The sequence below is a fragment of the Streptomyces odontomachi genome (genome assembly GCF_024435355.1).
GTDB lineage: Bacteria > Actinomycetota > Actinomycetes > Streptomycetales > Streptomycetaceae > Streptomyces > Streptomyces odontomachi.
Window position 1 is genome coordinate 151301 of sequence record NZ_JAMJWG010000021.1, and the last position, 24608, is coordinate 175908.

A 24608-nucleotide genomic window follows, 5' to 3' on the forward strand; every position below is an offset into this window, starting at 1 on the left:
CCCACGATCTCCTATCCGAGGATGTTTCGTCGCGCTCCTGATACGTGTGTCGGCGGTTGCGTGTGCCGGCGGCGGCCGGCGTAGGTCCCGCGCGCTACCCGAGGGCCGACTTCACCGCGTCGGCGAGCCGGCCCGCCACGGTGCGGGCCTGGTCGCTGTCGGCGGCCTCCACCATGACGCGCACCAGCGGTTCGGTGCCGGACGGCCGCAGCAGGACCCGACCGGTCGGGCTCAGCTCGCGCTCCGCGTCGGCGACCGCGGAGGCCAGCTCGGCGGAGGTCGTCACGCGGGACTTGTCGACGTCCCGGACGTTGATGAGCACCTGCGGCAGCCGCTGCATGACGGCCGCCAGGTCGGCGAGTCGCCGCCCGGTCTGGGCGACCCGGGCCGCCAGCAGCAGCCCGGTCAGCGTGCCGTCGCCGGTGGTGGCGTGGTCCAGCACGATGACGTGACCTGACTGCTCGCCACCGAGCGCGTAGCCGTGCTCCTTCATCTCCTCCAGGACGTACCGGTCGCCGACCGCCGTCTGCACCAGCGAGAGTCCCTCGCGCTCCAGGGCGAGCTTGAAGCCGAGGTTGGACATGACGGTGGCGACGACGGTGTCCGCGGGCAGCGCGCCCCGCTCGCGCAGGGCCAGCGACAGCACGGCGAGGATCTGGTCGCCGTCGACCTCGGCGCCGGTGTGGTCCACGGCCAGGCAGCGGTCGGCGTCGCCGTCGTGCGCGATGCCGAGGTCGGCACCGTGCTCGACGACGGTGGCCTTGAGCAGGTCCAGGTGGGTGGAGCCGCAGCCGTCGTTGATGTTCAGCCCGTTCGGCTCGGCGCCGATCGTGATGACCTCGGCGCCGGCCCGGGTGAACGCGGCCGGGGAGACCCCGGATGCGGCGCCGTGCGCCTCGTCCAGGATCACCTTGAGCCCGTCGAGCCGGTTCGGAAGCACGGCGAGGAGATGCTCGACGTAACGGTCGAAGCCCTCCTCGTAGGCCTTGACGCGGCCGACTCCGGTGCCGGTGGGGCGGTCCCAGGGAGCGCCGGTGCGGTGCTCCTCGTAGACCCGCTCGATCCGGTCCTCCAGCTCGTCGGCGAGTTTGTGGCCGCCGCGTGCGAAGAACTTGATGCCGTTGTCGGGCATGGGGTTGTGGCTGGCGGAGAGCATCACGCCGAAGTCCGCGTCGAGCACACCGGTGAGATGGGCGACCGCGGGCGTCGGCAGCACGCCGACGCGCAGCACGTCCACTCCGGCGCTGGCGAGACCGGCGACCACCGCGGCCTCCAGGAACTCCCCGGACGCCCGCGGATCCCGGCCGACCACCGCCACGGGACGGTGGCCTTCGAAGGTACCCGCCTCGGCGAGCACATGCGCCGCCGCCACGGACAGGCCGAGCGCCAGCTCCGCCGTGAGATCCGCATTGGCGACACCGCGCACGCCGTCCGTGCCGAAGAGTCGTCCCACTGGTGTCCTCCGAACTTTCGCCGTCCTGGGGAAGGCGGCCTGGCCGCCACGGAAGCTCTCCGGATCGGTCGGCTCGCGGAAGCTTCCTGAAATCTTATGCCGTTATATGCCCGAGATGCTTGAGAGACGCCAGAGAGCCGTGAGATCCCCGGGGCAGGGGAGATGCACGCGAGCCAGGAGACTCACGAGAGCGATGGGCTCTGTGGGACCCGCATGGCCTGCGCAACCTGAAGTGATCGAAGGCGATCCCGAGCGGTTCCAAGCGGTCCCAGGTGACAAACGCCCCGGCGGCACACTGCGTGCCGCTGGGGCGTGTGATGTCTCTCCCGCGCCATATCCGTGCCATATCCGCGCCATGCCCGCACCGCGGGGCCCTGAAGCCCCGGGGCCGGACGTGCCGCACCCAGCTGCCGGAAGGCGTGCCGGCCGGTTCGTACGCGAACGGGCCGCGCCCGGATGGGCACCGGACGGCACTCGGCCCCGGCCGAACGGGCCTGCACCCAACGGGCAGACCCGGAACGGAACCGGGGCCGAAAGCCGGGACCCGACCAGGGGCCGGGCCGTGCCAGCAGTGCCTGAGATCAGCGCTTGCTGTACTGCGGTGCCTTGCGGGCCTTCTTCAGACCGGCCTTCTTGCGCTCGACCGCACGGTCGTCACGACGCAGGAAGCCGGCTTTCTTCAGCGGGCCGCGGTTGTTGTCGACGTCGGCCTCGTTCAGCGCGCGGGCCACGCCGAGGCGCAGGGCGCCGGCCTGACCCGAGACGCCGCCACCGGCGATCCGGGCGACGATGTCGTAGCGGCCCTCGAGCTCCAGCACCTTGAAGGGCTCGTTGACTTCCTGCTGGTGCACCTTGTTCGGGAAGTAGTCCTCAAGGGTGCGACCGTTGATCTTCCACCGGCCGGTGCCGGGGACGATCCGGACCCGGGCGATGGCGTTCTTGCGACGCCCCAGGCCGGCGGCGGGCTGCGGCTCGCCGAAGCGGGACGCCAGCGACTCGCTGGTGTACTCGCCTTCGACGGGCACCGACTCGCTCGTGTACTGGTCGATGTCGATCTCTTCGAGCGGCTGCTCGGCAGTGGTCTCGGCCACGATGCTCCTCAGGTTCTCTTCGTGTTAGGGGGTGTGGCCGGACTTACTGCGCGACCTGAGTGATCTCGAACGGCACCGGCTGCTGGGCGCCGTGCGGGTGCTGGTCACCCGCGTAGACCTTCAGCTTGGAGAGCATCTGACGGCCCAGGGTGTTCTTGGGGAGCATGCCCTTGACGGCCTTCTCGACGGCCTTCTCGGGGTTCTTCTCAAGCAGCTCGTCGTAGCGGACGGAGCGCAGACCGCCGGGGTATCCCGAGTGGCGGTAGGCCATCTTCTGGGTCCGCTTGTTTCCGGACAGGTGCACCTTGTCGGCGTTGATGATGATGACGAAGTCACCGGTGTCGACGTGGGGTGCGTAGATCGGCTTGTGCTTCCCCCGCAGGAGGCTGGCGGCGGTGGAGGCCAAGCGGCCCAGAACGACGTCCTGAGCGTCGATGACGTGCCACTGGCGCGTCACATCGCCGGGCTTGGGGCTGTACGTACGCACGGTTCGTAGCCTTCGTTCTCTTCAGTGATGGGGACACCCCGGACCCGGGCGGGAACTGGGGTAGTAGGTCCTGACATGGCCACCACGGACGATCACGACAGCCCTGGCAGTCCCGGTCGACGCAAACCGAGTACGTGCCGCTGGTCATCGGCCCGGTGGACCGGTGTAAGGGCCCCTCACGTGAGAATGAGAAAGCCAATACACATAACGATCCAGCAGGATACCGATCCAAGGGCGCACGGGTCAAAACGGCACCCGCGCACCCTGCGGCGTGACCCGTCGACGCCGCGGCGCCCCCGAGGGCGCGGCCTTCGGTACTTCCCAGCATGCCGTACCGGATGCCGCACCGGCTCCGACGCGGAGTCGACCGAGACCACCGGAATTTCTCCTTCCGACCGCCCCGTTTCCCCCACCGCCCGGGCCTGAGCCGCCGGCGCGCACCCGTTTAAAATGCGGCCATGAGCTTTGGGCAGGGGGGACCCCAGTGGGGCCCCGGGGGACCGGGGTCGCAGCCCCCGGAGTGGGGCACGCAACAGGGCCAGAACGGTCCGCAGCAGCACCCACAACAGAACCCGCAACAGGGTTGGCAGTCCGGACCGCAGCAGCCGCAGCCGCAGTGGGGCTCGGGGTCGCAGACGCCGGACTGGGGAGCGCTCGCCGAGGCCTCCGAGGCGCGCAACCGCCGCCGCAAGTGGCTGATGATCGGCGGCGCCGCGCTCGCCACCGTCGTCGTGGGCGCCGCCGTGGCGATCGCCGTCGTCTCCACGAACGGGGACGACACCGCGGACAAGCCCTCCGACCACCTGCCCAGCACCGCCGACATCCCCAGCAAGTCCTCCGAGCCCGACCCGTCCTTCGCGAACACCACGCCCCCTCCCCCACCGGACCCGAAGGACTACGTGTCCAGCGCGAAGAAGGACAAGGCACCGCTCAACGCCGGCACCCTCTTCCCCGACGACACGGTCACCATGGGCGAGCGGTCGTACAAGCAGGGCGGCACCGACGACACGAAGAGCTGTGCTTCTGTCACCCACGGCGACCTCGGCCAGGCGCTCGACAGCAACCACTGCATCCGTGTGATCCGCTCCAGCTACTCCAAGGGCGGTGTCGCGGTCACCGTCGGTGTCGCCGTCTTCGACAACGACACCCAGGCCGCCAAGGCCGTCAAGCAGACCGACAGCGGCAACGTGCTCGCGCTCTCCGGCTCCGGCATCTCCTCGTTCTGCACTACCGCGATCTGCCGCCACACGGCCAACTCCTACGGCCGCTACGCGTACTTCACCGTCGCCGGTTTCACCTCCGGCAAGGACGTCACGAAGGGCGACGACGACGTCTTCGCGGCCGGCGACAACCTGGCGGAGTACACCTTCCGCCAGATCCTGCACCGCGGCCAGGTCCAGGCCTCGGCGGCGGCGACGGAGTAGGGGGCGGCGGGTCGGGGCCCGTAGCGGCGGCTGGCCGGGACCGGCTCAGCAGCAGGACGCCGCGCCGGGCGCCGTACGCCGGTTGCGGGCCTCGCGGCTCCGCGCGGCGAGCAGTTCGTCGGCCGGGTAGCCGACCTCCTCCAGGGTGAGCCCGTGCGGCCGCACCACGTGCACCGCCGAGTCCCGCACCCCGGCGTCCAGCACCTTGCGGGGCCAGTCGGGCGGGCGGTGTCCGTCGCCGACGAACAGCAGCGCCCCGATCAGCGAGCGCACCATGTTGTGGCAGAAGGCGTCCGCCCGCACCGTCGCGGTGATCAATCCGTCCGCGCCGCGTTCCAGGGCGAGCTGCTGGAGGGTGCGGATGGTGGTGGCACCGTCACGCTTCTTGCAGTAGGCCGCGAAGTCGTGCTCTCCGACGAGCCGCTGCGCCGCCTCGTTCATCGCGGCCACGTCCAGCGACCAGTCGTGCCAGAGCACATGGCCGCGCAGCAACGGGTCGACGCCGCCGGGGTGATCGGAGATCCGGTAGGCGTAGCGGCGCCAGACGGCCGAGAAACGCGCGTTGAAGCCGCTGGGCGCCGCGCTGACGGACCACACCCGCACATCGCGCGGCAGCCGCCCGGCGAGCCGCTTCGGCAGCTTCTCGTGGTGCTCGGCCCACAGCTCGGCGGGCAGGTCGACATGGGCCACCTGGCCGCGTGCGTGCACGCCGGCGTCGGTGCGCCCGGCCACGGTCAGCTCGTATGTCCCAGCAGAGCGCAGCACGACACGCAGGGCGTCCTCCACCTCGCCCTGCACGGTGCGCCGCCCCCCGGCCTGCTTGGCCCAGCCGTGGAACTCCGCCCCGTCGTATGCGAGGTCCAACCGCACCCGTACGTGTCCGGGTGCCACGTCGTCCGCCACGGGACCGCTCCTCTCCCTCACGGCCGCGCCGGGCCGAACCTGCTGCTGTGTGCACGACCCCGTACCCCGCCAGGGACGCAGAACAGGGCCCGTGGTCCCGGCGAACCGGGGACCACGGGCCCTGTCACGCGCGGGGCGCCGGAACTCAGGAGTCCTTGGACTCCTCGGTGCCCTCGGCCTCGGCCGGAGCCTCAGCCTCGGTCGCCTCGTCCGCCTTGGCCTCGGCCTTCTTGGCGGTGTCCTCCTTGACGGCGCGCTTGGTCGCCGCCTCGGCCTCGCCGGTGGCCTGCTGGGCCACGGTGAGGGCCTCCACCAGCTCGATCACGGCCATGGGCGCGTTGTCGCCCCGGCGGTTGCCGATCTTGGTGATACGGGTGTAACCACCCGGCCGGTTCTCGTAGCGCGGGCCGATCTCCGTGAAGAGCGTGTGGACGACGCCCTTGTCGGTGATCACCTGAAGCACCTGACGGCGGTTGTGAAGGTCGCCCTTCTTCGCCTTGGTGATCAGACGCTCGGCGTACGGCCGCAGCCGGCGAGCCTTCGCCTGGGTGGTGGTGATGCGTCCGTGCTCGAAGAGGGACCTGGCAAGGTTCGCCAGGATCAGCCGCTCGTGCGCGGCGCTACCGCCCAGACGGGCACCCTTGGTGGGCTTCGGCATCGTGTTTCTCCTAGGTGTCTGCCCCGGCCGTGTCAGGTACCGGGGTCAGTATCCGAGCGGGCGGGGTTGCCCGTCGGAGACCCCACGCCCCGTAAGGGGCGCGGGGAACTGCGCGGCCGGCCAGGGACCGGCCCGCAGTGAGCATCCGGCGACGAGTCCCGAGCTCAGTACTGCTCGGTCTCGACGTTGCGATCCTCTGGGGTACCCCCAGCCAATCAGTACTGCTCGGTCTCCACGAACCCGGCATCGGCGTCGTCGTCGGCGCCGAAGGCGTCCGCCGCAGCCGTCGGGTCGAATCCGGGCGGGCTGTCCTTGAGCGCCAGGCCCATGCCGGCCAGCTTCGCCTTGACCTCGTCGATCGACTTCGCACCGAAGTTGCGGATGTCGAGCAGGTCCGCCTCGGAGCGCGCAACGAGCTCACCCACGGAGTGGATGCCCTCACGCTTGAGGCAGTTGTACGACCGGACGGTGAGCTCCAGCTCCTCGATCGGCAGCGCGAGATCGGCGGCGAGCGCGGCGTCCGTCGGGGACGGACCCATGTCGATGCCCTCGGCGTCGATGTTCAGCTCGCGGGCCAGGCCGAACAGCTCGACCAGGGTCTTACCGGCCGACGCCATGGCGTCACGCGGCCGCATGGCCTGCTTGGTCTCGACGTCGACGATCAGCTTGTCGAAGTCGGTGCGCTGCTCGACACGGGTCGCCTCGACCTTGTACGTGACCTTGAGCACCGGCGAGTAGATCGAGTCCACCGGGACCCGGCCGATCTCCTGGCCGACCTGCTTGTTCTGCACGGCGGAGACATAGCCGCGACCGCGCTCGACGGTCAGCTCCATCTCCAGCTTGCCCTTGCTGTTGAGCGTGGCGAGGACCAGGTCGGGGTTGTGCACCTCGACACCGGCGGGCGGCGCGATGTCGGCGGCGGTGACCAGGCCGGGGCCCTGCTTGCGCAGGTACATCACGACGGGCTCGTCGTGCTCGCTGCTCACGACCAGCTGCTTGATGTTGAGGATGAGGTCGGTGACGTCCTCCTTGACGCCCGGCACGGTGGTGAACTCGTGCAGGACACCGTCGATGCGGATGGACGTGACCGCCGCACCCGGGATCGAGGAGAGGAGCGTACGGCGCAGGGAGTTGCCGAGGGTGTAGCCGAAGCCCGGCTCCAGCGGCTCGATCACGAACCGGGAGCGGAACTCGTCGACGACCTCTTCGGTCAACGAGGGACGCTGAGCGATCAGCATGTGGTGATCAGATCCTTCTGTCGTGGGCGCCCGCTATATGACGCCCGACGGGGACCGTGTGCATGACGACGGCGCGTGGCCGCCCACACGGCGTACTGCAAGGGTACGGGTGGCGGGTCCCGAAGGAACCGCGCCACCCGTACCCGAAACCCGGATCACAGGGACCCGAGGCAGACCTCAGACCCGGCGCCGCTTGGGCGGACGGCAGCCGTACTGCGACCTGTGGGGGACGACCCCCACACCCCCAGCCGGACACCGAACCGCGGCCGGATCGGACCTCAGACCCGGCGCCGCTTGGGCGGACGGCAGCCATTGTGCGGGGTCGGGGTGACGTCCTGGATGGAGCCGACCTCGAGGCCGGTGGCCTGGAGGGAGCGGATCGCGGTCTCGCGGCCGGAGCCCGGGCCCTTGACGAAGACGTCCACCTTGCGCATGCCGTGCTCCTGCGCGCGGCGGGCGGCCGACTCGGCGGCCATCTGCGCGGCGAACGGGGTCGACTTGCGCGAGCCCTTGAAGCCGACGTGGCCGGCGGAGGCCCAGGAGATCACGTTGCCGGTCGGGTCGGTGATCGAGACGATGGTGTTGTTGAACGTGCTCTTGATGTGGGCGTGCCCGTGAGCGACGTTCTTCTTTTCCTTGCGGCGCACCTTCTTGGTAGCGCCCTGGCGGCCCTTCGGAGGCATGTATTTCTCCCGTGGAGGTGGTCGGTCCCGCAGCGTTCGCTGTCGATCGACCGCTGAGGACTACTTCTTGCCCGGCTTCTTCTTGCCGGCGATGGCGCGACGCGGACCCTTGCGGGTGCGCGCGTTGGTGCTGGTGCGCTGGCCGTGGACGGGCAGGCCACGGCGGTGCCGCAGACCCTGGTAGCAGCCGATCTCGACCTTGCGGCGGATGTCGGCGGCCACCTCACGGCGGAGGTCACCCTCGGTCTTGATGTTGTTGTCCACGTACTCGCGGATCTTGACGAGGTCCTCTTCGGACAGGTCGCGGACGCGGGTGTCGGGGTTCACGCCCGTGGCCGCCAGCGCCTGCTGGGAGAGGGTCCGGCCGATGCCGAACACGTAGGTGAGGGCGACTTCCACGCGCTTGTCGCGCGGGATGTCAACACCGGAAACGCGTGCCATGCAATGGCTCCAGTTGCTTCTCGGAGGTCTGTCGCAGTGCCGCCTCCCAGCCGCCAGCCTCGCCGCCGGCACATTCGTCCGGCGGCGATTTGGTACGACTGGGTCCCCGGCCTCCGACCGGAGGTATCGGATCCACGAGTACCTCCCAGGCGGCCTGAGCCGTCCGGGAGGGTGGATCCGGGCCCTGCGTAGGAACGTATCGTGCTGCGTCGCGTGAAAATCTGCGGTGCAAGAAGGGGGATGGCCCCCGCGTCAGCCCTGGCGCTGCTTGTGGCGCGGGTTGTCGCAGATGACCATGACCCGACCGTGACGGCGGATCACCCTGCACTTGTCGCAGATCTTCTTGACGCTCGGCTTGACCTTCATGGGATCGAGGTTCTCCGGGTCAGTGCCACACCCCACGGGAGCGGGGCGCAGGCAAGATCTACTTGTAGCGGTAAACGATCCGGCCGCGCGTGAGGTCGTACGGAGACAGCTCCACCACGACCCGGTCGTCAGGGAGGATGCGGATGTAGTGCATGCGCATCTTGCCGCTGATGTGCGCCAGGACCTGGTGGCCGTTCTGGAGCTCGACCTTGAACATTGCGTTCGGAAGAGACTCGACGACAGTGCCCTCGATCTCGATGGCACCTTGCTTCTTGGCCACGCTTCGCCCTTCGAATCGACTACCTGAGCCGACTCCCGATGGCCCCCACGCCTTTGCGGGACCTCACCCGGGGATGGGCAGGGTGGACGCGGACCGCATGAGCGCCGTGGCCCCTAGGGGCGGGGGAAACGCATGCGAAGACGCGGGTGCACGAGAGCCGACGAGTCAGTCTACGTCAGTGCACCCGGAAAGACGAATCGCCCTTACGGCACGCGACCCGCTGAGGAGATGGATTCCCGGCCGCACAGATCATTATGCAGCGGGCGCCGGGCTGTCGCTCGCGACTTGGCGTGGGGGTGTCCCCGGGCTCCTGAGACCGTGCGTCGGGGTCTCCCCTGGCCTCAAGACGTTGCGGAAGGGTCCGGGGCGATGGTGATCCCGTACTCCGCGAGCTTCGCCTTGCCCCCGTCCGGCGCGGTGAGCACCAGGGGGCCCTCCTCGGTGAGGGCGATGGTGTGCTCCCAGTGCGAGGACCAGCTGCCGTCGAGGGTGACCACGGTCCACTCGTCGTCGAGCACCTCGGTCTTCGGTGTGCCGAGGCTCACCATGGGCTCGATGGCCAGGCAGAACCCGGGCACCAGGCGGGGGCCCTTGCCGCGCCGCCGCTCCACGTAGTTCAGCAGGTGCGGGTCCATGTGCATCTCGGTGCCGATGCCGTGCCCGCCGTAGTCCTGGATGATGCCGTACTTGCCGCCGCCGGGCTTGGGCTGGCGGCGGATGTAGGTCTCGATGGCGCGGGAGACGTCGACCAGGCGGTTGCCGTTCTTCATCGCGGCCAGGCCCGCCCACATGGACTCCTCGGTCACCCGGGACAGCTCGACCAGCTCCGGTGCGTGTCCGGTACCGACGAACACGGTGAACGCTGCGTCGCCGTGCCAGCCGTCGACCACGGCGCCCGCGTCGATGGAGATGATGTCGCCGTCCTTGAGGACCACGTCGGAGCTGGGGATGCCGTGCACGACGACCTCGTTCACCGAGGTGCAGATGGTGGCAGGGAAGCCGCCGTAGCCGAGGAAGTTCGAGGTGGCGCCGTGCTCGGCGAGCACCTTGCGGGCGATGTCGTCGAGGTCCTTGGTGGTGGCCCCCGGCACCGCCGCCGCCCGGGTCGCCTCGTGCACGGCGGCCACCACCAGGCCTGCGGCACGCATCGTGGCGATCTGCTCGGGAGTTTTGATCTGCACCATGGCGGCTGTCGCCTTTCTGGCCCGGGTGTCCACGGACCGTGCGGGCACGCGGGTACGCGTGTACGGACCTTCCCACGATACGGCCGCGGGACCACCGATACGGCGCCCCGCACTTCGGAGGTACCCCCCTGCGCCCTGGGTGGCACCGGGGCGCCGAAAAAGGGGCGCGGGGAAATGCGCGCCCAACCACCCAGCGACCCTGCGGGTCGTCACCGGCCCGAAGGGGCAGTGTCTGCCGTTTCCCGGCCACCGGCCGGTGGATGGTTGCTCGCGCAGTTCCCCGCGCCCCTTAAGGCTTAAGGACGCAGTGGCGGCCCCAGGCCGCCTGGCAGCGCCTAGGCCGCCCGGTCACCTCGCAGCGCGGACATCGCCCGCTCCGTGACCTCCTCCACCTTCCCCAGCGCGGCGATCGTGACGACCAGGCCCTGGGACCGGTAGTAGTCGATGATCGGCTCGGTCTGGGTGTGGTAGACCTCGAGGCGCTTGCGGACGGTCTCCTCGCGGTCGTCGTCGCGCTGGTAGAGCTCGCCGCCGCAGGTGTCGCAGACGCCCTCCTGCTTCGGCGGCGCGTAGGTCACGTGGAAGACGTGGCTCGACTCGTTGCGGCAGACGCGGCGGCCGGCGATCCGCTTGACCACCTCGTCCTCGGGGACCTCCAGGTCGAGCACCGCGTCCAGCTTCATGGACTCGGCCTTCAGCATCTCGTCCAGCGCCTCGGCCTGAGAGACGTTCCGCGGGAAGCCGTCGAGCAGGAAACCGCCCTGCGCGTCCGGCTGCTCCATGCGGTCCTTGGCCATGGCGATGGTGACCTCGTCGGGAACCAGGTTCCCCGCGTCCATGTAGGCCTTCGCCTGCTTGCCCAACGCGGTGCCCTGGCTGATGTTGGCCCGGAAGAGGTCACCCGTCGAGATGTGCGGGATCGACAGATTCTTGGCGAGGTACGCAGCCTGCGTTCCCTTGCCGGCACCGGGCGGTCCGACGAGGACGATTCGCATCAGCGGAGGAACCCTTCGTAGTTGCGCTGCTGAAGCTGGCTCTCGATCTGCTTCACCGTCTCAAGTCCGACACCCACGACGATGAGGATGCTGGTACCACCGAACGGGAAGTTCTGGTTGGCCTGGAAGAGAACCAGTGCCACCGTCGGCACGAGAGCGATAACACCCAGATAGAGCGAACCCGGCCAGGTGATCCGGTTGAGGACGTATCCCAGGTATTCAGCAGTCGGGCGTCCGGCACGGATACCTGGGATGAAACCACCATACTTCTTCATGTTCTCGGCGACTTCCTCGGGGTTGAACGAGATCGCCACGTAGAAGAACGCGAAGAACACGATCAACAGGAAGTACATCGAGATGTAGATCGGGTGGTCGCCCTTGGTCAGGTTGGTCTCGATCCAGGTCTTCCAGCCGGAGGTCCCGCTGGCGAACTGGGCGACCAGGGCCGGAATGTAGAGCAGCGACGAAGCGAAGATGACGGGGATCACACCCGCCTGGTTCACCTTCATCGGAATGTAGGTCGATGTGCCACCGTACGAACGGCGGCCGATCATGCGCTTGGCGTACTGGACCGGAATGCGGCGCTGCGCCTGCTCGACGAAGACCACCAGGCCGACCATGACCAGGCCGATCAGCAGCACGGAGCCGAACTCGATCCAGCCGCCCGCGAGGGAGCCCTGCTTCTTGATCGCCCACAGGCGGGACGGGAAGGTGGCGCAGATCGAGATGAACATCAGGATCGACATGCCGTTGCCGATGCCGCGGTCGGTGATGAGTTCACCGAGCCACATGACGACGCCGGTACCCGCGGTCATGGTCACCACCATGACGATGGTGGTGAAGATCGACTGGTCGGGGACGATCTCCGTGGCGACCGGGCAGCCCCGGAAGAGCGCGCCACTGCGGGCGGTGGCCACCAGGCCGGTGCCCTGTAGCACGGCCAGGGCGACCGTGAGGTAGCGGGTGTACTGTGTGATCTTCGCGGTGCCGGCCTGGCCCTCTTTCTTGAGGGCTTCCAGGCGCGGGATCACCACGGTGAGCAGCTGAAGAATGATGCTCGCCGTGATGTACGGCATGATCCCGAGCGCGAAGACGGTGATCTGGAGTAGTGCGCCGCCACTGAACATGTTCACCAGACCGAACAGACCCTGGTTGGCGCTGGCCTGATCCATGCAGGTCTGGACGTTCTTGTAGCTGACGCCCGGGATCGGGATGTGTGTACCGATGCGGTACACCACGATGATGCCGAGCGAGAAGAGCAGCTTCTTGCGCAGGTCGGGCGTCTTGAACGCCCGGGCGAACGCGGTGAGCACGGTGCCTCCTGCAGCGACCCCCGCGCACGTGCGTCAGAGGTGACGGTCTTGAGGTTCGACGAGTGGGTGTGTACAGGTGACTGTCAACCGGCGCGAGGGGCACTCAGGGGCGCCACCCGCGCGGAAGTTGGCAGTCCAGGTCACCTTACCGGCGACACTGCCCCCGTGGAATGACCAACCGGGGATACCCCATTTGTGGTATCCCCGGTCGGATGCTTCAGGTCACCGGATCAGCTCTCGGTGACGCTTCCGCCTGCTGCGGTGATCTTCTCCTTGGCCGAGCCGGAGACGGCGTCCACCGTCACGGTCAGCGCAACGGAGACCTCACCCTGGCCGAGGACCTTGACCGGGCAGTTCTTGCGAACGGCGCCCTTGGCCACCAGACCGTCGACCGTGACCTCGCCACCCTCGGGGTAGAGCGCGGCGAGCTTGTCCAGGTTGACGACCTGGTACTCGACCTTGAACGGGTTCTTGAAGCCCTTGAGCTTCGGGAGGCGCATGTGGAGCGGCATCTGGCCGCCCTCGAAGCGCTCCGGAACCTGGTAGCGAGCCTTGGTGCCCTTGGTACCACGACCGGCCGTCTTACCCTTCGACGCCTCACCACGACCCACACGGGTCTTGGCGGTCTTGGCGCCGGGGGCCGGACGGAGGTTGTGGATCTTGAGCGGCTTCTGCTCCGCCATGATCAGTCGACCTCCTCGACCGTCACCAGGTGGCGGACGGTGTGCACCATGCCGCGGAACTCGGGACGGTCCTCCTTGACGACCACGGTGTTGATCCCCTTGAGACCAAGCGACCGCAGGGTGTCACGGTGGTTCTGCTTGCTGCCGATGTACGACTTCGTCTGTGTGATCTTCAGCTGCGCCATCACACACCCGCTCCGGCACGGGCCCGCAGCAGGGCTGCGGGCGCGACGTCCTCCAGCGGCAGACCGCGGCGGGCCGCGATCTCCTCGGGACGCTGCAGGCCCCGCAGGGCCTCCACGGTCGCGTGCACGATGTTGATGGCGTTGTCGGAGCCGAGCGACTTCGACAGCACGTCGTGAATACCGGCGCACTCCAGGACGGCGCGCACCGGACCACCGGCGATCACACCCGTACCGGGGGAGGCCGGCTTCAGCAGGACGACGCCTGCGGCCTTCTCGCCCTGGATGGGGTGCGGGATGGTGCCCTGGATCCGGGGGACCTTGAAGAAGTGCTTCTTGGCCTCCTCCACACCCTTGGCGATGGCGGCCGGCACCTCCTTGGCCTTGCCGTATCCGACACCCACGGTGCCGTCACCGTCGCCCACCACGACCAGCGCGGTGAAGCTGAAGCGACGACCACCCTTCACAACCTTGGCGACGCGGTTGATCGCGACGACGCGCTCAACGTACGCGGTCTTCTCGGCGGCAGCTGCGCCGCCGTCACGGCCCTTCCGGTCCCGCCGCTCGCCGCCACCGGCACCGCCACCGCGGCGCTGGGGTCCAGCCATTGGATTACCTCTCTCTGTTCCGCTAGCTACGGCAGGCTCAGAACTTGAGCCCGGCTTCGCGGGCGGCGTCCGCCAGGGCGGCGATGCGCCCGGCGTACTTGTTGCCACCACGGTCGAACACGACGGCCTCGACGCCCGCCGCCTTGGCGCGCTCCGCGACCAGCGCACCGACCTGGCCGGCCTGCGCGGACTTGTCGCCCTCGCCACCGCGGATCGAGCTGTCCAGGGTAGACGCCGACGCCAGGGTGTGACCCTTCAGGTCGTCGATGACCTGGGCCACGATGTGGCGGTTCGAGCGCGTCACGACCAGGCGCGGACGCTCGGCCGTGCCCGAGACCTTCTTACGGATCCGGATGTGGCGGCGCTTGATCGCGGCGCGCTTGTAGGCGTCGCCCTTGGCGATCTTCTGACCGTATGCCATGGCTTACTTACCCGCCTTTCCGACCTTGCGGCGGATGACTTCGCCCTCGTACTTGACACCCTTGGCCTTGTACGGGTCGGGCTTGCGGAGCTTGCGGATGTTGGCGGCGACCTCGCCCACCTTCTGCTTGTCGATGCCCTCCACCGAGAAGTGGGTCGGGTTCTCGACCTTGAAGGTGATGCCCTCGGGGGCCTCGACGAGGATCGGGTGGCTGTAGCCGAGCGAGAACTCCAGGTTGGAGCCCTTCGCCGCGACACGGTAACCGACGCCGCTGATCTCCAGCTTCTTCACGTATCCCGTGGTCACACCGGTGATCATGTTCGCCACCAGCGTGCGGGACAGGCCGTGCAGGGCCTTGTTCTGCCGCTCGTCGTTCGGGCGGGTCACCACAAGGGTGTTCTCCTCGCCCTTGGCGACATCGATCGGCGCGGCGACGGTGTGGGCGAGAGAGCCCTTGGGGCCCTTCACCGAGACCGTGCGGCCGTCGATGGTGACGTCCACGCCGGTGGGAACCGGGATGGGGAGCTTGCCGATGCGCGACATAGCTGTTTCCTCCGTTCCCTTCCGTTACCAGACGTAGGCGAGGACTTCCCCACCCACGCCCTTCTTGCCGGCCTGCTTGTCGGTGAGGAGCCCGTGCGACGTGGAGATGATCGCCACGCCCAGGCCGCCGAGCACCTTCGGCAGGTTGGTGGACTTCGCGTAGACCCGCAGACCCGGCTTGGAGATCCGCTTGATGCCCGCGATGGAGCGCTCACGGTTCGGGCCGAACTTCAGCTCGAGGATGAGGTTCTTGCCGACCTCGGCGTCCTCGGTCTTCCAGCCCGTGATGAAACCCTCCTGCTGGAGGATCTCCGCGATGTGCGACTTGATCTTGCTGTGCGGCATCGACACGTCGTCGTGGTACGCCGAGTTCGCGTTACGCAGACGGGTCAGCATGTCTGCGATCGGATCGGTCATGGTCATGAATTGGCCTGTGGCCTTTCTCGCCGCGGTTTCCTGTCTGCGTCATCCCTCTCCCCGTACAGGGACGGGACGGGTGCGACGCGGGGACCTGCGGCGTAGTGGTGACTACCAGGAACTCTTGGTGACGCCCGGCAGCTCGCCGCGGTGCGCCATCTCACGCAGGCACACGCGGCACAGGCCGAACTTGCGGTACACGGAGTGCGGACGGCCGCACCGCTGGCACCGGGTGTAACCGCGCACACCGAACTTCGGCTTGCGGGCAGCCTTCGCGATCAGAGCCTTCTTCGCCATCTCGCTCACGCCTCCTTGAAGGGGAAGCCGAGGTGACGGAGGAGCGCGCGGCCCTCAGCGTCGTTGGTCGCCGTGGTCACCACGGTGATGTCCATACCCCGGACGCGGTCGATCTTGTCCTGGTCGATCTCGTGGAACATGACCTGCTCCGTGAGACCGAAGGTGTAGTTGCCACGGCCGTCGAACTGCTTGGGGGACAGACCACGGAAGTCGCGGATGCGCGGCAGCGCGAGCGACAGGGTGCGGTCCAGGAACTCCCACATGCGGTCGCCACGGAGCGTGACGTGGGCGCCGATCGGCTGCCCCTCACGCAGCTTGAACTGCGCGATGGACTTGCGGGCCTTGGTGACGGCCGGCTTCTGACCGGTGATCGTGGCGAGGTCGCGGATGGCGCCCTCGATCAGCTTGGAGTCGCGGGCGGCGTCGCCCACACCCATGTTGACCACGATCTTGGTGAGGCCGGGAACCTGCATGATGTTCTCGTACTTGAACTCGTCACGCAGCTTGCCGACGATCTCTTCGCGGTAGCGCGTCTTCAGACGCGGTGCGGTGGTGGCAGCAGTCATCAGATGTCCTCACCGGTCCGCCGGGCAACGCGGATCTTGTTGCCGTCTTCGTCGAAGCGGTAGCCGACACGGGTGACGACCTTCTTGCCGTCCTTCTCCACGACGAGCTGAACGTTGCTCACGTGGATCGGGGCCTCGGTCGTCACGATGCCGCCGGTCTTCGAGCCGCGCGCGGTCTGGCCGGTCTTGGTGTGCTTCTTGACCCGGTTGACACCCTCGACGAGGACGCGGTCGAGCTTGGGGTAGGCCTGGATGACCTTGCCCTGCTTTCCCTTGTCCTTGCCGGTGATGACCTGGACCAGGTCGCCCTTCTTGATCTTCATGCCTACAGCACCTCCGGCGCGAGCGAGATGATCTTCATGAACTTCTTCTCGCGCAGCTCACGGCCGACGGGGCCGAAGATACGGGTGCCGCGGGGGTCGCCGTCGCCCTTGAGGATGACGGCGGCGTTCTCGTCGAAGCGGATGTACGAGCCGTCCGGACGGCGGCGCTCCTTGACGGTGCGAACGATGACCGCCTTGACGACGTCACCCTTCTTCACGTTGCCACCGGGGATCGCGTCCTTGACGGTGGCGACGATGACGTCACCGATGCCCGCGTAGCGGCGACCGGACCCACCGAGCACACGGATGCAAAGGATCTCCTTCGCGCCCGTGTTGTCGGCGACGCGCAGTCGCGACTCCTGCTGGATCACGTCTTTCTCCTGATCGTCTGCCGGTTCCCTTCGGGGATCAGCCGAAGAGCCTGGCGGAACCGTCCTGCGGAGTACCCGCAGGAATTCATATGACCGGCCGGGCCGGGGTGCGCGGCGCTTTCACACCGCGCACCCGGCCGGGCCGAAGCCCTCGCGCGGGGCCACCTCCCAGCGGCCGAGGCCCGGGGGGAGCCCCCAGCGGGGGCCTGCGGGGACGAGGCCCCCGCAGAACTACTTGGCCTTCTCCAGGATCTCGACGATCCGCCACCGCTTGGTGGCGGAGAGCGGCCGGGTCTCCATGAGCAGGACACGGTCGCCCACGCCGGCAGCGTTCTGCTCGTCGTGCGCCTTGAGCTTGCTGGTACGGCGGATGACCTTGCCGTACAGCGCGTGCTTGACGCGGTCCTCGACGGCGACGACGACGGTCTTGTCCATCTTGTCGCTGACGACGAGGCCCTCGCGGGTCTTGCGGAAGCCGCGCTCGCTCTTGTTGTTGGTCTCGGTCACGTTCGTCTCGCTCATCAGGCGTTCTCCACCGTCTCGATGCCCAGCTCGCGCTCACGCATGAGGGTGTAGATCCGCGCGATGTCCTTGCGGACGGCCTTGAGCCGGCCATGGTTCTCGAGCTGTCCGGTCGCCGCCTGGAAGCGGAGGTTGAACAGCTCTTCCTTGGCCTCGCGGAGCTTTCCGAGAAGCTCCTCGTTGCCCAGCTCGCGCAGCTCGGATGCCTTGGTTCCGGTCGACATCACGCCTCACCTGCCTCGCGCTTGACGATCTTGCACTTCATCGGCAGCTTGTGCGCCGCACGAGTCAGGGCCTCGCGCGCGATCTTCTCGTTCGGGTAGGACAGCTCGAACATCACCCGACCCGGCTTGACGTTCGCGATCCACCACTCCGGCGAACCCTTACCGGAACCCATGCGGGTCTCGGCGGGCTTCTTGGTGAGCGGACGGTCCGGGTAGATGTTGATCCAGACCTTGCCGCCACGCTTGATGTGGCGGGTCATCGCGATACGAGCCGCCTCGATCTGGCGGTTGGTGACGTAGGCCGGGGTGAGCGCCTGGATGCCGTACTCGCCGAACGCGACCTGCGTACCGCCCTTGGCCATACCGCTGCGCTTCGGGTGGTGCTGCTTGCGGTGCTTGACCCTACGGGGGATCAGCATGTCCCTCAGGCCTCCGTTCCACTGGTCTCGGCCGGCGCCGCGGCAGCCGCGGCACCTTCCTCGGCCTTGGCAGCCTCGGCCGGCGCGGGGGCGCTCGACTGCTGCTGCGGGCGACGGCCGCGGCCACCGCGCTCACCGCGGCGGGCCGGGCGGTCGGCGCCGCCACCACCACGGGCCGGGCGGTTGCCGGCGCGTGCGGCGGCGTTCTCGGCGCGGACCTCGGCGATGTTCTTCACGTCGCCCTTGTAGATCCACACCTTGACGCCGATGCGGCCGAAGGACGTACGGGCCTCGAAGAAGCCGTAGTCCACGTTGGCGCGCAGCGTGTGCAGGGGCACGCGGCCCTCGCGGTAGAACTCCGAGCGGGACATCTCGGCGCCGCCGAGGCGGCCACCGCACTGGATCTTGATGCCCTTGGCGCCCGCCTTCATCGCCGACTGCATGCTCTTGCGCATGGCACGGCGGAAGGAGACGCGGGAGGACAGCTGCTCGGCGACGGCCTGCGACACCAGCTGGGCATCGGTCTCGGGGTTCTTGACCTCGAGGATGTTCAGCTGGACCTGCTTGCCGGTGAGCTTCTCCAGGTCGCCGCGGATGCGGTCGGCCTCGGCGCCACGGCGGCCGATGACGATGCCGGGACGGGCGGTGTGGATGTCCACCCGCACGCGGTCACGGGTGCGCTCGATCTCCACCTTGGAGATACCGGCGCGCTCCATGCCCTTCGTCATCATCCGACGGATGGCGACGTCTTCCTTGACGTAGTCCTTGTAGAGCTTGTCGGCGTACCAGCGCGACTTGAAGTCGGTGGTGACACCCAGGCGGAACCCGTGCGGGTTTACCTTCTGGCCCATTACCGGGTTCCTTCCTTGCTGCTGACGACCACGGTGATGTGGCTGGTCCGCTTGCGGATCCGGTAGGCACGGCCCTGGGCGCGCGGCCGGAACCGCTTCAGGGTCGGACCCTCGTCCACATAAGCCTCGGAAACGACGAGGCTGGTCACGTCGGTGTGGTCGTAATTGTGCGCGGCATTGGCGATGGCGCTGTTCAGCACCTTGCCCACCGGCTCACTCGCGGCCTGCGGGGCGAAGCGCAGGACCGCCTGAGCCTCCGCGGCGTCCATGCCACGGATGAGGTCCACCACACGGCGGGCCTTCATGGGCGTGACGCGGATGTACCGCGCCTGGGCCCTGGCTTCCATGGTTGTCCCTTCAGTGTCTGACACGTTCGTCGTCATGTCGTCTCACCCCGCTGTCAGCGGCGCTTCGACTTCCGGTCGTCCTTGACGTGACCCCGGAAGGTGCGAGTCGGCGAGAACTCGCCGAGCTTGTGGCCGACCATCGACTCGGTGACGAACACCGGGATGTGGGTCTTGCCGTTGTGCACCGCGATCGTGTGGCCGAGCATGGCCGGGACGATCATCGAGCGACGGGACCAGGTCTTGATGACGTTCTTGGTGCCGGCTTCGTTCTGGACGTCCACCTTCTTGATCAGGTGGTCGTCGACGAAGGGCCCCTTCTTGAGACTGCGCGGCATCTACACCCGCTCCTAGCGCTTCTTGTTCGTCTTGCGGCGGCGGACGATGTACTTGTTGCTCGCCTTCTTGGGAGCACGAGTACGTCCTTCCTTCTGACCCCACGGGCTGACCGGGTGGCGACCACCGGAGGTCTTGCCCTCACCACCACCGTGCGGGTGGTCGACCGGGTTCATCGCCACGCCGCGCACGGACGGGCGGACGCCCAGCCAGCGCTTGCGGCCTGCCTTGCCCCAGTTGATGTTCGACTGCTCGGCGTTGCCGACCTCACCGATGGTGGCGCGGCAGCGCTGGTCGACCAGGCGGATCTCCCCGGACGGCATGCGCAGGTGGGCCATCCGGCCCTCCTTCGCGAGCAGCTGCACGGAGGCGCCTGCGGAGCGGGCGAACTTGGCGCCGCCACCCGGGTTCAGCTCGATCGCGTGGATCGTGGTACCGACCGGGATGTTGCGCAGGGCCAGGTTGTTGCCGGGCTTGATGTCGGCGCTGGGGCCGTTTTCCACCCGGTCACCCTGGGTGAGACCACGCGGGGCGATGATGTAGCGCTTCTCGCCGTCCGCGTAGTGCAGCAGCGCGATGCGAGCGGTGCGGTTGGGGTCGTACTCGATGTGAGCGACCTTGGCCGGCACGCCGTCCTTGTCGTGACGACGGAAGTCGATCACGCGGTAGGCGCGCTTGTGGCCGCCGCCCTGGTGGCGCACGGTGACCCGACCGGAACTGTTACGACCGCCCTTGCTGTGCAGCGGGCGGACCAACGACTTCTCCGGCGTGGACCGCGTGACCTCGACGAAGTCGGCGACGGATGAGCCACGACGGCCCGGAGTCGTCGGCTTGTACTTGCGGATACCCATTTCTTAGTCCTCGTCCGATATCGGACCGGGCTCCGTTAGGAGGCCTGGCCGAAGATGTCGATACGGTCGCCCTCGGCGAGGGTCACGATGGCGCGCTTGGTGTTGGCGCGCTTGCCGAAGCCGGAGCGGGTGCGCTTGCGCTTGCCCTGCCGGTTGATCGTGTTGACCCCGGTGACCTTGACCGAGAAGACCGCCTGGACGGCCTGCTTGATCTGGGTCTTGTTGGCACGCGGGTCGACGACGAACGTGTACTTGTTGTCGTCGAGCAGTGCGTAGCTCTTCTCGGAGACGACGGGCTTGAGCAGGATGTCACGGGGGTCCGTGTACGACTTGCTCAGCGGCGTCTCGACGGTGTTCTTGCCCTCGGTGGCGTGCCGCTTCGCCTTGGCGACGCGGGCCGCCTTGGCGGCCTTGGCCGCCTTGGAGGCAATGCTCGGGTGACGCGTAGCCATCAGGCCTCGCTCCCTTCGGCGGTCTTGGTGCGGGCGGCCACGAAGGCTTCCAGCGCAGCCTGGGTGAAGACCACGTCGTCCGAGACCATCACGTCGTACGTGTTGAGCTGGCCCGGGTCGAGGACGTGCACCTGCGGGAGGTTGCGCGCCGACAGCCAGCCGGCCTCGTCCGCCCTGTCGATGACCAGCAGCACGTGCTTGCGCTCGCTGATCTTGGCGAACAGGCTCTTGGCGGCCCGCGTGGACGGGGCGTCCCCGTCGATCACGCCGGAGACCACGTGGATGCGGTCGTTGCGGGCCCGGTCGGTGAGGGCGCCACGCAGCGCGGCGGCCTTCATCTTCTTCGGGGTCCGCTGGCTGTAGTCGCGCGGCGTCGGGCCGTGCACGACGCCACCGCCGGCGAACTGCGGAGCGCGGGTCGAGCCCTGGCGGGCGCGGCCGGTGCCCTTCTGGCGGTACGGCTTCTTGCCACCGCCGCGGACCTCGCCACGCGTCTTGGTCTTGTGCGTGCCCTGGCGGGCAGCGGCCAGCTGGGCGACGACGACCTGGTGGATCAGCGGGATGCTGATCTTGGCGTCGAAGATCTCCGCGGGGAGTTCGACGGTCCCGGCCTTCTCGCCCGCCGGCGAAAGAATGTCAATGGTTGGAGTGCTCATCGCTTACCTCAGGCCCCCTTGGCCGCGGTGCGGACCAGGACGAGGCCGCCGTTCGGGCCCGGGACGGGGCCCTTGATGAGGAGCAGGCCCTTCTCCGCGTCGACGGCGTGGACGGTCAGGTTCTGGGTGGTGACCCGCTCGTTGCCCATCCGGCCGGCCATGCGCAGGCCCTTGAAGACACGGCCCGGGGTGGCGCAGCCACCGATGGAGCCGGGCGAGCGGTGCTTGCGCTGGGTGCCGTGCCCGGCGCCGAGGCCACGGAAGTTGTGGCGCTTCATGACGCCGGCGAAGCCCTTGCCCTTGCTCTTGCCGGTGACGTCGACCTTGCCGCCCGCCTCGAAGGCGTCGGCCGCGACTTCCTGGCCGAGGGTGTACTCGCTGGCGTCAGCGGTACGGATCTCGACGAGGTGGCGCCGCGGGGTCACGTCGGCCTGGGCGAAGTGGCCCTTGAGGGGCTTGTTCACCTTGCGGGGGTCGATCTCGCCGAAGGCGATCTGGACCGACTCGTAGCCGTCGCGGTCGTTCGTGCGGACCTGGGTCACGACGCAGGGACCGGCCTTGACCACGGTCACCGGGACGACACGGTTGTTCTCGTCCCAGACCTGGGTCATGCCGAGCTTCTCGCCCAGGATGCCCTTGATGTTCTTGGTCGTCATCGCTATCAAACCCGCCTTCTCAGAGCTTGATCTCGATGTCAACGCCGGCCGGAAGGTCCAGGCGCATCAGCGAGTCAACGGTCTTGGGGGTCGGGTCGAGGATGTCGATGAGGCGCTTGTGCGTGCGCATCTCGAAGTGCTCGCGAGAGTCCTTGTACTTGTGCGGCGACTTGATGACGCAGTACACGTTCTTCTCGGTGGGCAGCGGCACCGGGCCCGCGACCGACGCACCAGTGCGGGTCACCGTCTCGACGATCTTCTTCGCCGAGGAGTCGATGACCTCGTGGTCGTAGGCCTTGAGCCGGATGCGGATCTTTTGTCCCGCCATGGCTGCTTCGTAGTCCTGTCTCTCGAATAAACGCTCTGGAACCCGGTGATCCGCCCCGCTCGCCTTGCCCATCCTCCGACCCACGCGGTCGGGCGTGTCGCGCCGTGTTCACAGGGATGTACCGACAACGAATTTCCCTGCGAGGGGTGCGATCGACCCTTGCCGACGATCACGGGCCGGGGACGAGCGCCGAGCGGCGCATCCACCGGGTGCCTGGCTGGCGCCCCGCTGACACTTCCCGGAAGATTCCCGTACGTCCGCCTCAGCGCCGCAGGTCAGAGGCCCGGAGGCCCATGGGTGCAGTTGGGGCGACGAGTACTGTGGGACTCGCTTCCAGTCCTCCCGACGGGAGGCGTGCAGCATCGGCACTCAACCGAGCAACCCGGTTAGTCTGCCATACAGGGCTTTGCCATGGCCAATCGACCGGTGGACCCTACCCAGGTGTCGGGGCCGGTGAAACAACGGGCAGGTGAGCGGCGTCACAGGCACCGCAATACCGTTGTGCCGGCGCCGCCGGGGCCCACGGGCAGAAGCAGACCGAGCCCGGGAACGAGTGTACGAGTAGATGGGTGGCCGATGACCTCGGTGGGACGTTGGGCCGGGATACGGGAGAGTGCGGTCCTCTTCGAGGACGAGGCGGTCCTGGTGCTGAACAAGCCGGCCGGCATCTCCGTCATGGGCGAGCGCCACGAGACCGACCTGGTCAGACTGGCCCAGGAGGACGGCGAGGAGCTCTTCCCCGTCCACCGCATCGACAAGGTGACGTCCGGCGCGATCCTCTTCGCCAAGGAGCTGCGGCACCACGGTGACCTGACCCGACAGTTCAACAAGCGGACGGTCGGGAAGTCCTATCTTGCGATCACCCGCACATCGGAGTTGCCCGAGGGCGGCCGGCGCGCCCTGCCGGCGAGCGGCACGATCGACCTGCCGCTCGGCGTGGGGCGGAAGAACCGGGTGCGGGTGGCCGGGAACCGGGAGGACATCGTCGCCTCCGAGGACGGCCGGCGGTGGTCGCTCGGCTCGGCGTCCGACTCGGCGTCATCGGGCAGCTTCGGCGACAAGAAGAGCTATCCGTCGCGAACGGACTTCGCCCGCGCCTGGGGCGACGACCACCACGATCTCCTCGCCCTCCGCCCCGTCACCGGCCGCCGCCACCAGATCCGCGTCCACCTGGCCTGGATCGGCCACCCCATCGAGGGCGACCCCCTCTTCGACAAGGCCGCCGCGTCCCGGGGCGACCGCTGCGCCCTGCACGCCTGGCGCCTCGCGTTCGACGCGGCATGGGCGAGCGGCAGGCGGATCGCTCTTGAGGCGCCACCGGGTGCCGACTTCTGGGGAGTGCTGGGTGACGGTGCCGGGGCGGTGCCTGAGGGGGTGTTGGACGGGGTGCGGGACTGGTGAGTGCCGCGTGGTTCCGATCCCGCGCCGGCTACCCGGAGGCCCGGCTGTCCTCGGCAGCGTGCACGGATGTCGGAGCCCCGGAGTGACCGCGGGCATCACGAAGGGCCGCTCCTGGGCCAGTGGACGCTGTCCAGGAATTCGGGCGTCCGCTGCTCCCTACAGTGCCGTACGACCTGCGCGATCTCCTCTTCCGTGACGAAGGCGCCCTGCACGCGGAGGGGCTTGTTGGCGCCCATCGGCAGGAACAGCCCGTCGCCCTTGCCGATCAGCTTCTCGGCACCCGGCTGGTCGAGGATGACACGGCTGTCGGCGAGCGAGGAGGTGGCGAACGCGAGCCGGGACGGCACGTTCGCCTTGATCAGACCCGTGACGACGTCGACCGACGGCCGCTGCGTGGCCAGCACCAGATGGATGCCGGTGGCACGGGCGAGCTGCGTGATGCGCACGATGGAGTCCTCGACGTCCCGCGGCGCAACCATCATCAGATCCGCCAGCTCATCAACGATGACCAGCAGATACGGGTAGGGCTGGAGCCCGCTCCCGCTGCCTTCCGGCGTGGTCAGCTTGCTGCTGCGCGCCGCCCGCACCGCCTGGTTGAAGTCGTCGATGTGGCGGTGGCCGACGGCAGTGATCGCGCTGTG

General features: G+C 68.3%; 37 protein-coding genes. 2 read left to right on the forward strand and 35 right to left on the reverse strand.

The features are described 5' to 3' along the window. Positions 1-94 precede the first annotated feature (94 nt). The 3 genes from glmM to rplM all read right to left on the reverse strand — a co-directional run bounded on the left by glmM (position 95) and on the right by rplM (position 3031). Positions 95-1453 carry a phosphoglucosamine mutase gene (gene glmM / locus NQO67_RS33765; protein WP_255954194.1) on the reverse strand — a complete coding sequence of 453 codons (1359 nt, stop codon included), beginning with the start codon at positions 1451-1453 and terminating at the stop codon, positions 95-97. 581 nt (positions 1454-2034) lie between these two features. Further along, a complete protein-coding gene (gene rpsI, locus NQO67_RS33770; protein ID WP_255954195.1) occupies positions 2035-2544 on the reverse strand; it encodes a 30S ribosomal protein S9 in 510 nt (169 codons plus the stop codon). A 43-nt stretch (positions 2545-2587) separates the two neighbouring features. Continuing rightward, entirely contained in the window at positions 2588-3031 is a 444-nt protein-coding gene (gene rplM, locus NQO67_RS33775; RefSeq protein WP_255954196.1) for a 50S ribosomal protein L13, read from the reverse strand. A 458-nt stretch (positions 3032-3489) separates the two neighbouring features. Here rplM and NQO67_RS33780 point away from each other — a divergent pair, with 458 nt between their 5' ends. Next, entirely contained in the window at positions 3490-4455 is a 966-nt protein-coding gene (locus NQO67_RS33780; protein WP_255954197.1) for a hypothetical protein, read from the forward strand. Positions 4456-4500: 45 nt separating this feature from the next. On the opposite strand, the gene truA is transcribed toward NQO67_RS33780, so the two are convergent. The 31 genes from truA to rpsJ form a co-directional block, all read right to left on the reverse strand. Further along, on the reverse strand, positions 4501-5358 hold the full coding sequence (truA, locus tag NQO67_RS33785; protein WP_255954198.1) for a tRNA pseudouridine(38-40) synthase TruA: 858 nt from the start codon (positions 5356-5358) through the stop codon (positions 4501-4503). Positions 5359-5503: 145 nt separating this feature from the next. Next, positions 5504-6016 (reverse strand): 50S ribosomal protein L17, encoded by a 513-nt coding sequence (gene rplQ / locus NQO67_RS33790; protein ID WP_255954199.1) that lies wholly within the window; start codon positions 6014-6016, stop codon positions 5504-5506. 215 nt (positions 6017-6231) lie between these two features. After that, positions 6232-7254, reverse strand: coding sequence for a DNA-directed RNA polymerase subunit alpha (locus NQO67_RS33795; protein ID WP_255954200.1), 1023 nt, complete (start codon positions 7252-7254; stop codon positions 6232-6234). A gap of 278 nt (positions 7255-7532) precedes the next feature. After that, positions 7533-7937: a 30S ribosomal protein S11 gene (gene rpsK / locus NQO67_RS33800; RefSeq protein WP_007443997.1), complete on the reverse strand. Its 405-nt coding sequence runs from the start codon at positions 7935-7937 to the stop codon at positions 7533-7535. Between the two features lie 60 nt (positions 7938-7997). Beyond that, positions 7998-8378, reverse strand: a complete 381-nt coding sequence (gene rpsM / locus NQO67_RS33805) for a 30S ribosomal protein S13 (RefSeq protein ID WP_255954201.1) — start codon at positions 8376-8378, stop codon at positions 7998-8000. 252 nt (positions 8379-8630) lie between these two features. After that, positions 8631-8744, reverse strand: coding sequence for a 50S ribosomal protein L36 (rpmJ, locus tag NQO67_RS33810; protein ID WP_003974245.1), 114 nt, complete (start codon positions 8742-8744; stop codon positions 8631-8633). 58 nt (positions 8745-8802) lie between these two features. Then, positions 8803-9024 carry a translation initiation factor IF-1 gene (gene infA, locus NQO67_RS33815; RefSeq protein WP_003948620.1) on the reverse strand — a complete coding sequence of 74 codons (222 nt, stop codon included), beginning with the start codon at positions 9022-9024 and terminating at the stop codon, positions 8803-8805. A 341-nt stretch (positions 9025-9365) separates the two neighbouring features. Next, positions 9366-10208, reverse strand: coding sequence for a type I methionyl aminopeptidase (gene map / locus NQO67_RS33820; RefSeq protein ID WP_255954202.1), 843 nt, complete (start codon positions 10206-10208; stop codon positions 9366-9368). A 335-nt stretch (positions 10209-10543) separates the two neighbouring features. Beyond that, positions 10544-11203 (reverse strand): adenylate kinase, encoded by a 660-nt coding sequence (locus tag NQO67_RS33825; RefSeq protein ID WP_255954203.1) that lies wholly within the window; start codon positions 11201-11203, stop codon positions 10544-10546. After that, on the reverse strand, positions 11203-12516 hold the full coding sequence (gene secY, locus NQO67_RS33830) for a preprotein translocase subunit SecY (RefSeq protein ID WP_255954204.1): 1314 nt from the start codon (positions 12514-12516) through the stop codon (positions 11203-11205). The genes NQO67_RS33825 and secY overlap by 1 nt, the downstream gene beginning before the upstream one ends. A gap of 230 nt (positions 12517-12746) precedes the next feature. After that, entirely contained in the window at positions 12747-13199 is a 453-nt protein-coding gene (gene rplO / locus NQO67_RS33835) for a 50S ribosomal protein L15 (RefSeq protein ID WP_255954205.1), read from the reverse strand. 2 nt (positions 13200-13201) lie between these two features. Further along, positions 13202-13384 (reverse strand): 50S ribosomal protein L30, encoded by a 183-nt coding sequence (gene rpmD / locus NQO67_RS33840; RefSeq protein WP_095748087.1) that lies wholly within the window; start codon positions 13382-13384, stop codon positions 13202-13204. Continuing rightward, positions 13384-13989, reverse strand: coding sequence for a 30S ribosomal protein S5 (gene rpsE, locus NQO67_RS33845; protein ID WP_255954206.1), 606 nt, complete (start codon positions 13987-13989; stop codon positions 13384-13386). The genes rpmD and rpsE overlap by 1 nt, the downstream gene beginning before the upstream one ends. A 37-nt stretch (positions 13990-14026) precedes the next feature. Next, on the reverse strand, positions 14027-14410 hold the full coding sequence (gene rplR / locus NQO67_RS33850) for a 50S ribosomal protein L18 (RefSeq protein WP_255954207.1): 384 nt from the start codon (positions 14408-14410) through the stop codon (positions 14027-14029). Between the two features lie 3 nt (positions 14411-14413). Then, positions 14414-14953, reverse strand: a complete 540-nt coding sequence (gene rplF, locus NQO67_RS33855; protein ID WP_255954208.1) for a 50S ribosomal protein L6 — start codon at positions 14951-14953, stop codon at positions 14414-14416. Positions 14954-14977: 24 nt separating this feature from the next. Then, entirely contained in the window at positions 14978-15376 is a 399-nt protein-coding gene (gene rpsH / locus NQO67_RS33860; protein ID WP_255954209.1) for a 30S ribosomal protein S8, read from the reverse strand. A 105-nt stretch (positions 15377-15481) separates the two neighbouring features. Next, positions 15482-15667, reverse strand: a complete 186-nt coding sequence (locus NQO67_RS33865; RefSeq protein WP_003948630.1) for a type Z 30S ribosomal protein S14 — start codon at positions 15665-15667, stop codon at positions 15482-15484. Positions 15668-15672: 5 nt separating this feature from the next. Next, positions 15673-16233, reverse strand: coding sequence for a 50S ribosomal protein L5 (gene rplE, locus NQO67_RS33870; protein WP_255954211.1), 561 nt, complete (start codon positions 16231-16233; stop codon positions 15673-15675). Then, positions 16233-16556, reverse strand: coding sequence for a 50S ribosomal protein L24 (gene rplX / locus NQO67_RS33875; RefSeq protein ID WP_255954212.1), 324 nt, complete (start codon positions 16554-16556; stop codon positions 16233-16235). Before rplX ends, rplE begins: the two co-directional genes overlap by 1 nt. 2 nt (positions 16557-16558) lie before the next feature. Next, entirely contained in the window at positions 16559-16927 is a 369-nt protein-coding gene (gene rplN, locus NQO67_RS33880) for a 50S ribosomal protein L14 (protein ID WP_030174545.1), read from the reverse strand. A 231-nt stretch (positions 16928-17158) separates the two neighbouring features. After that, positions 17159-17449 (reverse strand): 30S ribosomal protein S17, encoded by a 291-nt coding sequence (rpsQ, locus tag NQO67_RS33885; protein ID WP_255954213.1) that lies wholly within the window; start codon positions 17447-17449, stop codon positions 17159-17161. Next, positions 17449-17673 carry a 50S ribosomal protein L29 gene (rpmC, locus tag NQO67_RS33890; protein WP_255954214.1) on the reverse strand — a complete coding sequence of 75 codons (225 nt, stop codon included), beginning with the start codon at positions 17671-17673 and terminating at the stop codon, positions 17449-17451. The genes rpsQ and rpmC overlap by 1 nt, the downstream gene beginning before the upstream one ends. Next, complete coding sequence (rplP, locus tag NQO67_RS33895; RefSeq protein ID WP_255954215.1) at positions 17673-18092, reverse strand: 50S ribosomal protein L16; 420 nt, start codon at positions 18090-18092, stop codon at positions 17673-17675. The genes rpmC and rplP overlap by 1 nt, the downstream gene beginning before the upstream one ends. 5 nt (positions 18093-18097) lie before the next feature. Beyond that, positions 18098-18943 (reverse strand): 30S ribosomal protein S3, encoded by an 846-nt coding sequence (gene rpsC / locus NQO67_RS33900; protein ID WP_255954216.1) that lies wholly within the window; start codon positions 18941-18943, stop codon positions 18098-18100. Beyond that, a complete protein-coding gene (gene rplV, locus NQO67_RS33905; protein ID WP_189931906.1) occupies positions 18943-19290 on the reverse strand; it encodes a 50S ribosomal protein L22 in 348 nt (115 codons plus the stop codon). The genes rpsC and rplV overlap by 1 nt, the downstream gene beginning before the upstream one ends. Positions 19291-19343: 53 nt before the next feature. Then, complete coding sequence (rpsS, locus tag NQO67_RS33910) at positions 19344-19625, reverse strand: 30S ribosomal protein S19 (RefSeq protein ID WP_003948639.1); 282 nt, start codon at positions 19623-19625, stop codon at positions 19344-19346. Positions 19626-19637: 12 nt separating this feature from the next. Then, positions 19638-20474: a 50S ribosomal protein L2 gene (gene rplB / locus NQO67_RS33915; protein WP_255954217.1), complete on the reverse strand. Its 837-nt coding sequence runs from the start codon at positions 20472-20474 to the stop codon at positions 19638-19640. 35 nt (positions 20475-20509) lie between these two features. Beyond that, positions 20510-20926 carry a 50S ribosomal protein L23 gene (gene rplW, locus NQO67_RS33920; RefSeq protein WP_255954218.1) on the reverse strand — a complete coding sequence of 139 codons (417 nt, stop codon included), beginning with the start codon at positions 20924-20926 and terminating at the stop codon, positions 20510-20512. Beyond that, complete coding sequence (gene rplD, locus NQO67_RS33925) at positions 20926-21582, reverse strand: 50S ribosomal protein L4 (RefSeq protein ID WP_255954219.1); 657 nt, start codon at positions 21580-21582, stop codon at positions 20926-20928. The genes rplW and rplD overlap by 1 nt, the downstream gene beginning before the upstream one ends. Positions 21583-21590: 8 nt before the next feature. Then, positions 21591-22238, reverse strand: coding sequence for a 50S ribosomal protein L3 (gene rplC / locus NQO67_RS33930; RefSeq protein ID WP_255954220.1), 648 nt, complete (start codon positions 22236-22238; stop codon positions 21591-21593). A gap of 19 nt (positions 22239-22257) precedes the next feature. Then, positions 22258-22566, reverse strand: coding sequence for a 30S ribosomal protein S10 (gene rpsJ, locus NQO67_RS33935; RefSeq protein ID WP_003948644.1), 309 nt, complete (start codon positions 22564-22566; stop codon positions 22258-22260). Between the two features lie 576 nt (positions 22567-23142). Here rpsJ and NQO67_RS33940 point away from each other — a divergent pair. After that, entirely contained in the window at positions 23143-23967 is an 825-nt protein-coding gene (locus NQO67_RS33940) for an RluA family pseudouridine synthase (RefSeq protein WP_255954221.1), read from the forward strand. A gap of 95 nt (positions 23968-24062) precedes the next feature. Here NQO67_RS33940 and NQO67_RS33945 read toward each other — a convergent pair. Then, a partial coding sequence (locus NQO67_RS33945; protein WP_305126599.1) for an FtsK/SpoIIIE domain-containing protein occupies positions 24063-24608 on the reverse strand: 546 nt, incomplete at its 5' end.